Below are 13,645 nucleotides of genomic sequence, written 5' to 3'. Positions count from 1 at the left end.
CTTACAATTTACATTGTATGGCACTATCAAACCAATAGTTATGTTAGTAAACTTTTTTTTAAATGAATGTATTGACATATACAGCAGAAAACAATTTTATTGAATTCACATAGTGCCGTAAAGTCGATCGCCCGCATCTCCCAGTCCGGGTACAATATAGCCATGCTCGTCCAAACACTCGTCAACTGCCGCCGTATAAATCTGCACGTCAGGATGTTGTTCGTGAAAGTGCCCCACTCCCTCCGGTGCCGCCAGCAAACACAAAAATTTAATAGACTTCGGATTAACTTCTTTCAGCCTATCCACTGCCGCCACTGCTGAATTACCAGTAGCCAGCATCGGATCGACAATTAAAACATCTCGCTGTTCAATATCCTGGGGAACTTTGAAATAATATTCGATCACCATGCGAGTTGTCGGATCGCGGTACAAACCAATATGTCCTACCCTCGCAGACGGAATCAGCTCTAAAATACTATCTAACAGTCCCTGACCCGCGCGCATAATCGAAATAATAACAATTTTCTTTTCTGCAGCCAGCACCGGTGCATTCATTTTGGCGATCGGCGTTTCTATTAGTTCGTATTTTAGCGGCAAATCTCGCGTCACTTCATAGGCGAGCAGCATTCCAATCTCTTTCAGCAATTGGCGAAATTTCGCCGTGCTCGTTTGAGTTTGCCGCATTAGAGTTAACTTGTGCTGTATCAAAGGATGGTCGATGACAGTAACTTTAGCACTCATTTTTTTGAATAATTAATTGGCTTTATTCTAACTTATCAGCCATCGAGGCATTCTTGACGCAAAAAAAAACCGGTTTCTGCCGCCCCTGCGTCCGGGACTACTTATATCAAACCCCTATTGAAAACACCAATATCCCGCGAATAAAATTCCCTCCGACAATTGCCTTTCATCCGCCCAGCGCGACACTAAGTATGCGAGGTTTGAAAATACACAAATATGTCATTCTCTCGTTTCCTCTTCTTCCCGCACTCTTCCTAATAACGCAGATCCGGGCCCAAAAGCCTCCCCACTGGTTTTGCTGTCTCGCGCTCCATCCAAGCCCAATAACACAGATCCGGAGTTTTGCACCGAAACCTTCCGGAACTTTTACCAACCGATATGAATCTTAAGAAGTATCAACATACAACCTATTTTTTCGATTAATTCACTAATCGAAAAAACCTGAATAGGAACTGCCCATGAGGTTATAAGCTTGGCTTGACTGGCTTTTCATCTTGCAACATGAAGGCGGCAATATCCAAGTTTAAAACACATTACCTAAATTCAGTTCCATTTTTTTAGGGTGCTCCTAACACACAACTGAACTTATTAAGGAGAACATCCATGAAGTTTGTAAAACTATTGCTAGCTACGGCATTAATGACTGCTTCTATCGGCCCCGCCTTGGCTAATCCTGCCGTTCAAATTTTAGGTGCAAGCTACGGCGGTAGCGGTTGCCCCGATCGCTCTGCCAGCGTCAGCGTCAGCCCCGACGGTCAAGAACTGACCATCCTATTTGATAAATTTGCAGCCCAAGGAAATGTCTCAACAGAAAGCCGGAAAAGCTGCAATCTGAGCATTCCCATCAAAGTACCCCAAGGCTACCAAATTTCTATCTACGATGCTGATTATCGCGGCTACGTGGCTCCTAGAACCACAGGCAACCTGCGAGCAGAATACTTTTTCGCTGGAGCGCGCGGCCCAGTTTTTAATCGGAATCTCAGCGGCGAAACTAACTACAATGTTCGAGATAAGTTAGGTACTTTAGCTAATGTTTGGTCTCGCTGCGGCGACAGTGTAAATATGCGAGTAAATGCTGCGATGACAGCCCGCGGTGCCGGCATGGCCACCGTTGACTCCTTCGATTTGGCTCATCGCGGTTTAGTTTATCACGTCAAATATCGCACTTGCCGCTAAGCAGCTTGTTAGGAGTGTAGTGTGAGGTATTGTTTTCAGGTTTGAATTGGGAATTTTAAGTTGGAAGAGGGGATAATTTTCCCTCTTCCTTCTTGCTTCTTCCCTCTTGCTTCTTCCCTCTTCTCTCTTCCTTCTTCCCTCTAAAACACAGTCCCGTCACTTTCAATCTGAATTGGCGGCACTCCACCAGCCCTCAATTCGGCGGCAATCTTCCGCCCCGCCGCCCAAGTTCCTCCTTGCAAAATCTTCACCAGCGGCAATTGTTCCGCACTCAAATGCAGCTTTTCTCGAATAGCTGCGGCAATTTTATCTAAAAGATTCACAGTGAGCGATCGCCATTCTACTATAACTTCCGAATCCGGCAAGTAACTCTGCTCAAAAATAGCCGAATCTTTTGCCCGCAGCAGCCCAATATCCAAACACAAACCGCCGTTGCGGTACTCCGGCAATCCCGTTAACTCATCCAATCCGGCGACTTCTAAACCAAGTTCTTGCAGCGGTTCCAACAGCGAATAAGTCAACCACTGCGAGAGTTTGTGAAACGGCACGAATTCATCTCCCAAATTTTCTCCTTGTAATGCCCGATGCCGCCAAACATCCCCTAAATTAACGCCACCAATTGCATATCTTCCCGGCCAAATTTCCCCAAAACCTGTCAAAACAGCGCTCAACACATCACCAGCCTTCACAGTTTTGGTTTCAGAAACCCGACTGTCGAGCAAGTATTTTGCCAAATTGCCGGGACGCGGGTTTTCGCTACCAAATAATAATGGATGCTGGCAAATCGCATTTCCCAAACCCTGCAATAATTCTAATCTGCCTGTTAAACCAACTAGCGGATTCTCTCGACTTACCTGAAATCCAGCAGCTAAGGTTTCTAGTTTTAATTGAGAAAGTCCCTGAGAATCAGCTTCCCAAGGAAAATCGGGATTGCTGGAAAAAACACCTTGACAAAACATCCGCAAGCTGGCTATTGCTAACCCTTCAGAACGGCGGTAAACCTGTCCGGTTTCTGGTTCACAATACTGCCAATCTGCACCAGCACCGGCATCGAGCAAAACGCTGATAATTGCTAAATCAAATTTGATCTTAGCTTGCTCTATGAGTGCAAATTCTGCTAAAGCTGCATTCAATTCGGCGAGTCGCGACAAGTTGCCAGCTTCAAAATGTCGCCAGCGACTGTGAAAGGGAATGTTAAAATCGGGATATTGTTGGCGCGTTGTGTCAATTACATAATTTGCTGCTTTGTCGAGTTGGGATAAATCGACGCGGAAGTAGCGGAGTTTGTCCTGGCGGGCTAAATCAAAAAGCCGATCGCACTTTTGGCGAATAGCAACCGGTGTTCTCAGATATTCTACAGTCTCAAGTTCAATATTTCTCAACTTCATACCACCAAACAACGGTAAACATCGTTTTCTTGAAAAAAGTCAAACTGACTGTAATCTAAAAGATTATCTAAAATCACATTTTTATCTAGTTTGATCAGCTTATATTCCCACTTCGATCCGCTGACTTCGCGTTTTACTTGATCGGAAACTATCACCGAATTTCTTTCTGTCCCCGGAGATACTATTTTACTTAAATCTTCCAAGCGATCGGCTATGTTAATATCTTTTCCGTAAGTGCAAGACCTAAATATATATAAATTTCCCTTAGCAACTCCCACCGACAAGCCACAAGGTATTTTATTGGCGTGAATAAAAAATTTCCAATTCTCGCACAAACTTTCCATTGCCGCTAAGGCTGAATGAGCTTCTGGGAAAGTCAACAAATGCGAATCCCCAACAATACTGCGAATTGTACCGCCGTATTCTTCGCAAATTGTTTTTTCAAAAGTATCAAAGTTGGTGAGCAAATATTCCACATCTTTGATAGAATTAGATTCTTGATAAGCAATAAAACCTCTCAAGTCGGCTTTAATTATTGCTTGATTCTTGATGATTCGCGTTTTATAACTTTGGTCAACTTTGTAGACTTTTTCAGGTTCGCTCATCCCTTTCAAAGAAAACTCATTGACAAAAGATGTTTGCACTTCTGCTTTGTTGAGCGCCAACCATGCTGCTTGGGACAAATATATTTCATCCGGCGGAGTTACTGATTCTATGCGCGCTGTTAAATTCACAGTATCGCCAAAGATATCTTTATCTTGATGCAAGACATCTCCTAATGTAATCGACACGCGAATAGCCAACCGTTCGTCGTTCGCCTTGCTAGATTGCTGCGCTCTCAATTCTTGCTGCATTTCTATGGCTGCTACCGCCGCTGCTGTGACGCTGGGAAAAATTATCCAAAATGAATCACCTTCCCCTTTAATCACGCTGCCTTCATTTCTGGCGCTAATATCTGAAACAAAATTTTTATGCTCGTTTAACAAACTACTCAAGTCCGACTGAGATAATTTTTTGACTCTGGCGGTATATCCGCAAATATCTGTTTTTACGATCACACTAGAACGCAAATTAGCCATAACCTACCCTGACTGATCAAAAACCAGCAATAAATTTTGTTTAGCAAAGACGCGATTGTTCGCGTCCCATCGGTCGCGTCTTTGCCCTCTTAATCTCCTAAATCGCGTCCGATCGCTTCTGCAAGAATTGTAGCATCTGGCACCGGGTCAGGCGTGTAGTAGCCGGCGGCTTTTTTGGCGACAATTTCGACTTGTGCGTCTGCGGGAATCCAATCTTCAGGAATGGGGATGCGATCGACCACCTGAATGCCAGAATTGATAATCGCATTGTATTTCATATCGCTCATAGAAACTAAACTGTCAATTCGAGAGATACCCAACCAGTGCAGCACGTCTGGCATTAGTTCTTGAAACCGCATATCTTGAACTCCCGCAACACATTCCGTGCGCGTAAAATAGGCATCAGCGCGATCGCCGCCTTCCTGCCGTTTTCTGGCATTGTACACCAAAAACTTAGTCACTTCCCCCAAAGCTCTCCCTTCCTTGCGGAAGTAAACTATTACCCCAGAACCGCCTGATTGTGCCGTTTGGATGCAAATTTCCATCCCGTGTACCAAATAAGGGCGACAAGTGCAGATATCGGAACTGAAGACATCTGAACCGTTGCATTCATCATGTACACGTACCGCCAACTGCTTATCCGGGTCAGAAATATTCGCGACATCGCCAATAATATAAACCGTAGTTCCGCCAATTGGTGGCAAGAAAACGTGTAAGTCCGGCCGCGTCACTAAATCCGAGAACATTCCGCCTGTTTGCTCGAACAGGACACGGCGGAGAACGCTTTCTTGAGCCCCAATCCGCCGAGCAATTCCCGGCAAATACCAAACCGGGTCGATCGCAATTTTAGTTACTGCTAAATTGCCACCTGCTTTGACGATTTTGCCATCAATTTGCACCCGCCCTTTAGCTATAGCATCTTGCAATTCCGGCATATTAATGTGAGCTTTAGTGACCGCAATTGTCGGTCGAATATCGTATCCCTGCTGGAGAAATGAAGTATAAACTTCGCTGACCAAGCCTCCAAAGGGATCGAGAGAAACAATTAAATTGCGATCGCCCCAACTCGGGTGCGGCCCGATGTGTGCGGCCGGAGAGGTGTTGGTAAAATCGGGCCGGTGATCTGCTTGGAGTGCGCCGGAAGCCACTGCTAGCGCGCGATAAACAGAGTAGGAACCCGAATGAGTGCCGATCGCATTCCGGTGAGACGATTTGGTGAGGCTACCAATCACAGGCCCCCGTTTCAGGGGATCGATTTCTCCCCAGTAAATTGGATGAGGTTTGGTGCCGGATCTGTCGGGGTGGGATGTTAAAACTATATGCTTGGGTTTTGACACAGTTTTTTTTCTCTAGCTATAGATGCTGCTGTTGGTTGTAAGCCGAATCGCCATCTGAAACAGTGATTCATCATACCGACAGTACACACCTCCCTGGTTGAAACAATCGCGCTACCCACACACAACCCTTTCTCGGCTTGGGTTTCAGGATAACAGGAGGTTTTACTCGGATTTGATATAAGTCCAAAGTTTAATCTTTTCCAGTATAGCCAACACCAAAGGCAGCACAATGGTCAAACGCCAAGGTTGGAGTTTTAACAGATGCGAAAAAAAAAGATTTGAGATTCTCAGCAGCCGAGGTGCAGTCAATCTCAAATCTCAAATCTCAAATCTCAAACCGAATATTTTTGCTTGCAACGCCTTAATCTAGGCTTTGTGGGTGACAGAATTCCATTAAAATTGCCTCGCCTTCGCCGCGCGAGTCCAATTCCTGCGCTGCCCGCTTGAGATAGTTTTCTGACAGCAAGCGGCTGGAAATTTTGTGCGGTATAAACCAGCGATGGCGCAACCGCAAACGAATCGAAAAACCCAGGGCTTCTGGGAAAGAATAAGTGGACTGTCGCCGAATTTCCAAACCAGCAACTTCTCCAGCTTTACTCAGACTTTTGGGAGTGAATTGTATGATGTTGCGAGGGAAATAAGCGCTGTGCCATCGCCAGCCCAGCAGGCGCGCTGATTCGCAATCAGCATTCGGTACAGCCACCCAAATATAACCGTTTGGTGCCAGCAACTGCCTCATGCAGTCGAGTGTTTGTGCAGGCGAAGGTGTTGCCATCAAAACGTGGGAACAGGTGATAACATCAAACTTTTCGCCCGTACCCTTTTGTGCGATATATTCTTCCAAAGTGCCTGTAAAAACATCGAGCCCGCAATCCCGGGCGGCCGCCGTAGCCGATACCCCAGGATCGACGCCTTTAACTTCAACTCCCAGCTTTTTGAAGACTTGAAGAAAAGAACCGCCACCGCATCCCACGTCCAACAACCGCTTGCCGACAGGGATAGGAATGTGCCGGTACTCGCCCCGTCGCTTTGCTTCTTCAACTACTTGTTCCTCATCCTCAACGCGAGTCTTGTAGCACAGATAATCTGGGGGATAATATGGAATCAATTCCTCCCATGTAGGTTGGGGGTTGAGAAATCCTAGCCCGCAATCGTCACAGCCAAAAAGCGACCATTTCAGTGGTTCTTTAGGGGCATCGGAAGTGCCAGCTTTGTTGCGGAAACGGATATTTTGTGAATTGCAAACAGGGCAATTTGTCAGTTCTTGCATGGTAACTCTTTCTAGTTGTTGGGCACTCTCATGAAGTAGATGCAGACTGACACATACAAGCAGGACTTAGGCTCAGAAACCCGGTCTCTCCGAAAAATTGCGTGAAAAGTCACCAAATTTTCTGCTCAAAAACCTGGTGGTCAAGATTTCCGTCCTGATAAAAATTACGCACTGAGATCGAGAAAACAGGAGTTTTGAAGTTTGATCTCATCTCAAATCGAATATTCTCGAATCGAACATTGTTGCTCAAAACCCCTTAATCCAGGCTTTGAGGGTGACAGAATTCCATTAAAATTGCCTCGCCTTCGCCGCGCGAGTCCAATTCCTTTGCCATGCGCTCAACACGTTCGTCCGAAAGGAACAAGCGGCTAACTTTGTGCGGTACAAACCACCGATAGCGCTGCCACAAACAGATAGACTGACGAAGGGCTTCGGGCAAAGAGTAAGTGTAATTGCGCTGAAGTGCCAAACCTGCCTTTTCGCCGGCTAGAGCTAATGTTTTTGGAGTGTAACCGATCAGATTGTAAGGATAATCGGTGCTGTGCCAGCGCCAGCCTAGTTGCCGCGCGTATGGGCTGTCCGCGTTCGGTACAGCCACCCAAATGTAACCGTTTGGAGCCAGCAATTGCCTCATGCAATCGAGTGTTTCTGCAGGCAAAGGCGTTGCTCCCAAAACGTGGGAACAGAGGATGACATCAAACTTTTCGTCAGTACCTTTTTCTGCAACGTATTCTTCTACAGTGCCGGTGAAAACATCGACACCGCATTCGCGGGCCGCTGCTGCTGCTGAGGAGCTAGGTTCAACTCCCGCTACCTCAACTCCGAGTTTTTTGAAGACTTGGAGAATGGAACCTCCGCCGCATCCCACGTCTAACAGCCGCTTGCCTACAGGGATAGGAATGTGTCGGTATTGATTAAGTTTTTTGGCTTGTTTTACTACATCTTCTTCGTCTGGTACGTATGTGTTGTAGCACTGCCAGCCCTCAGGGTAATAATCGCTCAGTTCATCCCATGTCGGGCGGGGATTTACGAATACTAAGCCACAATCTTCGCATCCGTAAACTGACCATTTAGGAGCCTCTTTTGGCTGGCGGGCTGTCCCCGCTGTGTACAGGAAGCTAATTTTTTGGGAGCTGCAAACTGGGCAATTTGTAAATTTTTGCATGGTTCAGTTTCACGATTTGTACAGTTGCTAATGGCAGTGGAACGACCACAATTCATTACCATTAGCTGGGCTGGTAGAGTGCACCACTGTAAACAGATCGAAAACTAGGTTTATTTGCAAATCACTATTTGTAGATGCTCGATTTGTTGGCGCTCGACCCCCGATCGATCGGCGCTGTACAATTTTATGTCTAAATGGTTAGACTGAGAAGGTAGCATTTGTTACCGACAATACAAACGACGCTCAACCGACAATGATTTTCGGTAGCGTTTTTGCGGTAGCGCTAAATTCTTAGGAAAATACTAACTCACAAAATTAATGTTGCCAAGTACATCTAATTATTTGCTCAAAAATGCTCGCGTGCCCGCGTCTCTTCTAGAGATGAAATCGATCGCCCCGTCAGCTTCTACTGTGGCGACAGCAGGGAGTGAGAACAATTTTTGTTTGGTGGATTTGGAAATTGCAGCAGGGGCGATCGCCCAAATTATCCCAGCAGGTACAAAACCTGTATCCTCCTCTGGAGATATCCCAGTTGTAGATTTGCAGGGCGGCTTAGTTTGGCCTTGTTTTGTGGATATGCACACGCATTTAGACAAAGGCCACATTTGGGAACGATCGCCCAATCCCGATGGAACTTTTGCCAGCGCGATCGAAGCGGTAGGCGCTGATGCCCAAAAAAACTGGAATGCAGAGGATGTTTACCGGCGAATGGAATTTGGCCTCAAGTGCAGCTACGCCCACGGAACCAAGGCCATCCGCACTCACATCGACAGCGCGGGCGAACAGGGAACCGTTAGTTTGGGAGTATTTGAAGCGCTGCAAGCCGAATGGGGCGATCGGCTGATCTTGCAAGCAGTTTCCCTGGTTTCCCTCGACTATTACCTGACACCCGCCGGCGAAAAATTAGCCGATCGCATTGCTGAAATTGGCGGCATTCTCGGGGGCGTTGCCTATATCAACCCCGACTTAGACAAACAACTCGATCGAGTTTTTGCCTTAGCCAAAGAACGAAATTTAAACCTCGACTTCCACACCGACGAAAACGACGATCCAGATTCAGTAACATTGCGGGAAGTCGCAAAAACCGCCATCCGCAATGAATTTGGGAGTCAAATAATCTGCGGACACTGCTGTAGTTTAGCCGTACAACCGTCAGATTTAGTAACAGAAACTCTGGAATTAGTCAAGGAAGCAAATATTGGCATTGTCAGCTTGCCGATGTGCAACCTTTACCTGCAAGACCGAGAATCTCAGCATACACCGCGCTGGCGGGGAGTGACACTGTTCCACGAAATCAAAGCAGCAGGAATTCCCGTTGCAGTTGCTAGCGACAATTGTCGCGATCCGTTTTACGGATTTGGCGACCATGATGTTTTGGAAGTTTTTAATATGGCAGTCCGCATCGCTCATTTAGATAGGCCTTATGGAGACTGGCCCTGTGCAGTTACAAAGACTCCAGCCGATTTAATGGGATTGCCGAATTTAGGACAAATTGCAGTGGGTTTACCTGCTGATTTGATTTTGTTTAAGGCGCGGAATTTCAGCGAATTGTTATCTAGACCGCAGGGCGATCGCACAGTTTTGCGGCAGGGGATTAAAATTGATACAACTTTGCCCGATTACCGCGAACTCGATGATTTATTAGCAATTAAAATCTGACATCCTGGATCAATCTCAAGAACAGGCTCTCCGGTCTGTGCCACAAAAGATAAATTTTATTTCTACTCGTTACTAGGCTCTGCCTGGTAACGTATATCCGGAGGCACTGCTCCAATTTTCTTGACCGTAATGCGAGGCAGAGCCTCTAAATCTAGGTTCCTAGGCTTTGCCTGGGAACCAGTTAAACAGGCAGTATAAATTATCAACAAACGTCCCTTCTCTTTTCTTCCTCCGCGTACTTCGAGTCTTCGCGGTTCGTTAAAAAAAACATCTTTCACCAAGCATTTCGCATTGCTATCTTGTCAATTTGCCACTAATTTGATATAAATATAAAAGTTAATTTGAGTAAGGATGTTTTAAGTGAAAGCAGTTATTTTATTGTCGGGAGGGCTGGATTCCTCAACAGTTTTGTATCAAGCCAAAGCCGACGGCTGCGAGTGTTACGCTATTTCGTTTGACTACAAGCAAAGACATCGGCGGGAGTTGGAATCAGCAAGGGCGATCGCACTTTCGGCAGCGGTTAAGGCACATCAGATAGTAAACTTTGACCTGACGCTTTGGGGCGGTTCGGCATTGACGGATAATGAGATGGAATTACCGATCGATCGCAATCTTGGAGAAATGTCCCAAAACATCCCAATTACCTACGTTCCTGCTAGAAATACGATCTTTCTCAGCTTTGCCCTCGCCTACGCAGAAACTCTAGAAGCCGATCGCATTTACATCGGTGTCAACGCTTTAGATTATTCTGGATATCCCGACTGCCGCCTCGATTACATCCAAGCCATGCAGGAAGTATTTCGGTTAGGAACAAAGCAGGGCAGAGAAGGAAATGCTATTAATATTATCACACCTTTAATCGAACTTAAAAAGACAGAAATTATTCAATTAGGCAACCAATTAGGAGTACCTTGGGAGCAAACTTGGTCTTGCTACGCAGGCGGGGAAAATGCCTGCGGCGTTTGCGATTCTTGTCGGTTGCGGCTGGCGGCTTTTGAGGAATTGGGGCTGAAAGATCCGGTGCCTTATGCTTAAACAGTATTCCGACTCGGCGGTTGAAAACGTTCCTCCATAAACTCTCCTCCCTCTCTAAGAGACTAAAGAATAAACGGGGTTGCTAAATCAGATTTGGTATAAAAAGTTGCGCTATTTCGATCGCCCTTTTCATCAAAATCTTAATGAGACAATTTTGGCACACTACTCAACCCGCCACTCTTTCGCCCTTTCCCCACAATTTCCCCATCGGCTGCTGCAACTTTATCTAAAGCTCGATCGCCCGCAGCGTCTTCCAACAAGTGAATTTGAAGTTGATCCAACCGCGGCCCGGACACAGAAACAACCGTAAGTTCCACATTTTCGCCGCGCCAAACTTCTCCCACAGCCGGCATTCTTTGCAACTGATAGCTCAGAAAACCTCCGATTGTCTGATATTCGTCAGTTACTGGCAAATCCAAATTCAATATTTGATTCACATCATCTAAATTTAACTGCGCTTGCACTAAATAAGTGCGATCGTCCAATACTTGCAAAGCAATTTCTTTACTGTCGGGTGACTCGTAGCTGCGGCCGATAATTTCGGCTATCAAATCCCGCAATGTCACTAACCCGGAAATGCCACCAAATTCATCGACTACGATCGCAATTTCTTCCGACGAACTCTGCATCAAAGGCAGCAGTTCTCCCAGCAGCATCATCTCCGGCACAAACCTCACCGAATCCATCCAAGGTAAAATTGGCGTGTCGGGAGATAGCAAACCTTCAGCTAAGGGTTTCGCAAGTTGTTTGAAGCCAATAATGCCGATAATGTCGTCTAAAGAATCTCCCGTCACGGGATAGCGGGAATGGTGAGAAATCGCCATTTCGTCGAGCAAAGTTTGAAAGGTTGCCGTCTTGGGAAGTGCGACAATGCTAGGCCTCGGCACCATTACTTCTTCTACCCAAACTTCGCCAAATTCAAAGACGTTGTTGAGCAATTCTCGCTTTTCTGCTTCCAAGCCGCTGGATTCGCTGGAAGTAGCTATAATTAATTGCAGTTCTTCGGGAGTAACCGGGCGATGCCTTAGATCGTATTCGATGCCCGCAAACCGCAAGAGCGATCGAGTGGATTGATTGAGAAACGACACAAAAGGATTGAACACACGGGCAATCAATAAACTCGGAGGCCCTAAAGTTCTGGCTAGCTGTTCGGAATACAGCAACGCTACAGATTTGGGAAAGAGTTCGCCGAGTACGATTTGCAGGTAAGCTAGCAACAAAAAAGTTACTATTGGTATGCTAAAAGAATGGGCGATCGCCGACTTGATGTAAATTGGCAGCGGCAAATAGCCGATCGACATTCGGACTAGCACGGCGATCGTACTTTCCCCAATCCAGCCGAGAGCTAAACTAGAAAGAGTGATTCCCAACTGCATTGTTGAGAGCAATCGCTCAATACTTTGCTGCAAAGATTGCACAGTTAAAGCTGCAACGTCGCCAGCTTCCACTAACTGATTGATGCGCGAGCGGCGTACCGTCACCATCGAAAACTCAGCCGCCACAAAAAAAGCATTAATCGCAATCAGCAACAGCACTGACAGCAACCGCGACAGCACCTCTGTCGAACTCATCGCGGGTAAATCAGATATCTCCTGCACTCTCGCCCCTAAAAGTGACACAATGCTCCCTACAAAAACTTTCTCGATCAAACCTGAGAATCTGTCTGCAGGTTTGGTCTTCTTTTATTTTACTTCGCCACTGGAATGCCAGATATTTGCAACTGAAGTTTTTGACCTGGATAATCTGTCAGCGTCAGCGAAACTTCTTTAGCATTTTCCAGCAAAGCTGTGGGAATACTCACCGTACCGTAAAACACCTGTCCGTTGGGGGGCAGTTCCGAGGGCAAATCCTCGGCAGTCGCGCTCAGGGCCCGGCCGCGATCGTCAGTAACGTTCAAGAAACTGTAGAGAAACCTCACAGCTTGCGAGCCTTCATTTTTCATGCTCACGTCTAGCAGCATGGAATTGTTGCGCTGACTGGCCGCGCTCACTTCCAGGGTTATTCCCCCGTCGCGACTGTTCAGGGGAAACTTGGCGCTGGCATTTTGTGCAGCAGGTTTTTTTGCCGCGGCTGGTTTAGAGCTTGCCTTCTCTGTTTTAGTATTTGCTTGAGCCGTTTTTTCTGGATCGCGACCTTCTACCCGTGCTTTGACGGTGGTGAGAATGTCTTTTTCTTTCAAAATGCTCACTTGGTCTTTGCTAGCCGTCTTTCCAGGCTTGCCGCTGCCAGCATTGTTGCTGGGACGAACATCGGGTTGAGTCGTTCCTTGCAAGGCTTCGCGACCTATAGTAAATCCCCAAACAGAACTCGTCACGCCTGCTCCAAACATCAGAGCCAGCAGAATTAGAGTCAGCACTACCGTCGAATTCACTGCCATTGCCTATAAGTTTATGCCGAGTCCTAGACACTGCTTTGTCCGGTCGATCGGCTCCAGCACATTGGCTAACGGGCGATCGGGAATCAGCAGATCTAAAGATTTTGATTTTTGTTCTCTAGTTCTAGCACGGACTGGGAAATTATGTTATACTTCATTTTCAGTTAGGTCGAACAAATCGACTTAACGGCAGTTGGCCGAGCGGTTTAGGCAGCGAACTCATAATTCGCCCCAGGCAGGTTCAACTCCTGCACTGCCGATTTAAAATCAATCACGACGCTCCGCGCTCTGGCTAAAAACCAGGTTTCTTCCCAGATACCAGATTCTGGACGGATGGGTGGCTAGAAACCGGGTTTCTACGAAAATTTTGCGATCGGTAACGAAAAATATACCAAGAAACCTCATTTCTGAGGTCGCAAGT

At 46.5% G+C, this 13,645-nt stretch carries 12 protein-coding genes and 1 tRNA gene; 5 read left to right on the top strand and 8 right to left on the bottom strand.

Features of this window, described 5'->3' with window-relative positions; genetic code table 11:
- Nucleotides 1-105 precede the first annotated feature (105 nt).
- Nucleotides 106-741: a uracil phosphoribosyltransferase gene (gene upp / locus QUB33_RS15435; RefSeq protein ID WP_333214988.1), complete on the bottom strand. Its 636-nt coding sequence runs from the start codon at nt 739-741 to the stop codon at nt 106-108.
- Nucleotides 742-1,344: 603 nt separating this feature from the next.
- Here upp and QUB33_RS15430 point away from each other — a divergent pair.
- Nucleotides 1,345-1,917: a DUF4360 domain-containing protein gene (locus QUB33_RS15430; protein ID WP_333351473.1), complete on the top strand. Its 573-nt coding sequence runs from the start codon at nt 1,345-1,347 to the stop codon at nt 1,915-1,917.
- Between the two features lie 140 nt (nt 1,918-2,057).
- Here the strand turns inward: QUB33_RS15430 and QUB33_RS15425 are convergent, their stop codons facing one another.
- From QUB33_RS15425 to QUB33_RS15415, 3 genes are all read right to left on the bottom strand, one after another.
- Nucleotides 2,058-3,305, bottom strand: coding sequence for a URC4/urg3 family protein (locus tag QUB33_RS15425; RefSeq protein WP_333351472.1), 1,248 nt, complete (start codon nt 3,303-3,305; stop codon nt 2,058-2,060).
- Nucleotides 3,302-4,384 (bottom strand): adenylate/guanylate cyclase domain-containing protein, encoded by a 1,083-nt coding sequence (locus tag QUB33_RS15420; protein WP_333351471.1) that lies wholly within the window; start codon nt 4,382-4,384, stop codon nt 3,302-3,304. The genes QUB33_RS15425 and QUB33_RS15420 overlap by 4 nt, the downstream gene beginning before the upstream one ends.
- Nucleotides 4,385-4,473: 89 nt before the next feature.
- Entirely contained in the window at nt 4,474-5,721 is a 1,248-nt protein-coding gene (locus tag QUB33_RS15415) for a GTP cyclohydrolase II (RefSeq protein WP_333218217.1), read from the bottom strand.
- Between the two features lie 229 nt (nt 5,722-5,950).
- On the opposite strand from QUB33_RS15415, the gene QUB33_RS15410 reads away from it, so the two are divergent.
- A complete protein-coding gene (locus tag QUB33_RS15410) occupies nt 5,951-6,091 on the top strand; it encodes a hypothetical protein (protein ID WP_333351470.1) in 141 nt (46 codons plus the stop codon).
- Here QUB33_RS15410 and QUB33_RS15405 read toward each other — a convergent pair.
- Nucleotides 6,083-6,991: a class I SAM-dependent methyltransferase gene (locus QUB33_RS15405; RefSeq protein WP_333351469.1), complete on the bottom strand. Its 909-nt coding sequence runs from the start codon at nt 6,989-6,991 to the stop codon at nt 6,083-6,085. The genes QUB33_RS15410 and QUB33_RS15405 overlap by 9 nt on opposite strands.
- A 256-nt stretch (nt 6,992-7,247) precedes the next feature.
- Complete coding sequence (locus QUB33_RS15400) at nt 7,248-8,156, bottom strand: class I SAM-dependent methyltransferase (RefSeq protein ID WP_333351468.1); 909 nt, start codon at nt 8,154-8,156, stop codon at nt 7,248-7,250.
- Nucleotides 8,157-8,474: 318 nt separating this feature from the next.
- Here QUB33_RS15400 and QUB33_RS15395 point away from each other — a divergent pair, with 318 nt between their 5' ends.
- Nucleotides 8,475-9,815 carry a cytosine deaminase gene (locus QUB33_RS15395; RefSeq protein WP_333351467.1) on the top strand — a complete coding sequence of 447 codons (1,341 nt, stop codon included), beginning with the start codon at nt 8,475-8,477 and terminating at the stop codon, nt 9,813-9,815.
- Between the two features lie 360 nt (nt 9,816-10,175).
- Entirely contained in the window at nt 10,176-10,850 is a 675-nt protein-coding gene (gene queC, locus QUB33_RS15390; RefSeq protein ID WP_333351466.1) for a 7-cyano-7-deazaguanine synthase QueC, read from the top strand.
- Between the two features lie 140 nt (nt 10,851-10,990).
- Here queC and QUB33_RS15385 read toward each other — a convergent pair whose 3' ends face one another.
- Both QUB33_RS15385 and QUB33_RS15380 read right to left on the bottom strand, forming a co-directional pair.
- On the bottom strand, nt 10,991-12,469 hold the full coding sequence (locus tag QUB33_RS15385; RefSeq protein ID WP_333351465.1) for a hemolysin family protein: 1,479 nt from the start codon (nt 12,467-12,469) through the stop codon (nt 10,991-10,993).
- A gap of 68 nt (nt 12,470-12,537) precedes the next feature.
- The gene (locus QUB33_RS15380; RefSeq protein WP_333351464.1) at nt 12,538-13,227 is read right to left on the bottom strand and encodes a hypothetical protein; all 690 of its coding nucleotides are present in this window, start codon (nt 13,225-13,227) and stop codon (nt 12,538-12,540) included.
- A 184-nt stretch (nt 13,228-13,411) separates the two neighbouring features.
- On the opposite strand from QUB33_RS15380, the gene QUB33_RS15375 reads away from it, so the two are divergent.
- Nucleotides 13,412-13,484 (top strand) — tRNA-Ile (locus QUB33_RS15375).
- The last annotated feature ends 161 nt before the right edge of the window (nt 13,485-13,645 follow it).

This window comes from Microcoleus sp. B3-A4 (assembly GCF_036705385.1).
Lineage (GTDB): Bacteria > Cyanobacteriota > Cyanobacteriia > Cyanobacteriales > Microcoleaceae > Microcoleus.
This window is presented reverse-complemented; position numbering and strand designations above follow the sequence as displayed.

Coding starts and splice junctions, on each gene's coding strand:
- upp (WP_333214988.1), bottom strand. CDS start 741: ATGAGTGCTAAAGTTACTGTCATCGACCATCCTTTGATACAGCACAAG.
- QUB33_RS15430 (WP_333351473.1), top strand. CDS start 1,345: ATGAAGTTTGTAAAACTATTGCTAGCTACGGCATTAATGACTGCTTCT.
- QUB33_RS15425 (WP_333351472.1), bottom strand. CDS start 3,305: ATGAAGTTGAGAAATATTGAACTTGAGACTGTAGAATATCTGAGAACA.
- QUB33_RS15420 (WP_333351471.1), bottom strand. CDS start 4,384: ATGGCTAATTTGCGTTCTAGTGTGATCGTAAAAACAGATATTTGCGGA.
- QUB33_RS15410 (WP_333351470.1), top strand. CDS start 5,951: ATGGTCAAACGCCAAGGTTGGAGTTTTAACAGATGCGAAAAAAAAAGA.
- QUB33_RS15405 (WP_333351469.1), bottom strand. CDS start 6,991: ATGCAAGAACTGACAAATTGCCCTGTTTGCAATTCACAAAATATCCGT.
- QUB33_RS15400 (WP_333351468.1), bottom strand. CDS start 8,156: ATGCAAAAATTTACAAATTGCCCAGTTTGCAGCTCCCAAAAAATTAGC.
- QUB33_RS15395 (WP_333351467.1), top strand. CDS start 8,475: ATGTTGCCAAGTACATCTAATTATTTGCTCAAAAATGCTCGCGTGCCC.
- QUB33_RS15380 (WP_333351464.1), bottom strand. CDS start 13,227: ATGGCAGTGAATTCGACGGTAGTGCTGACTCTAATTCTGCTGGCTCTG.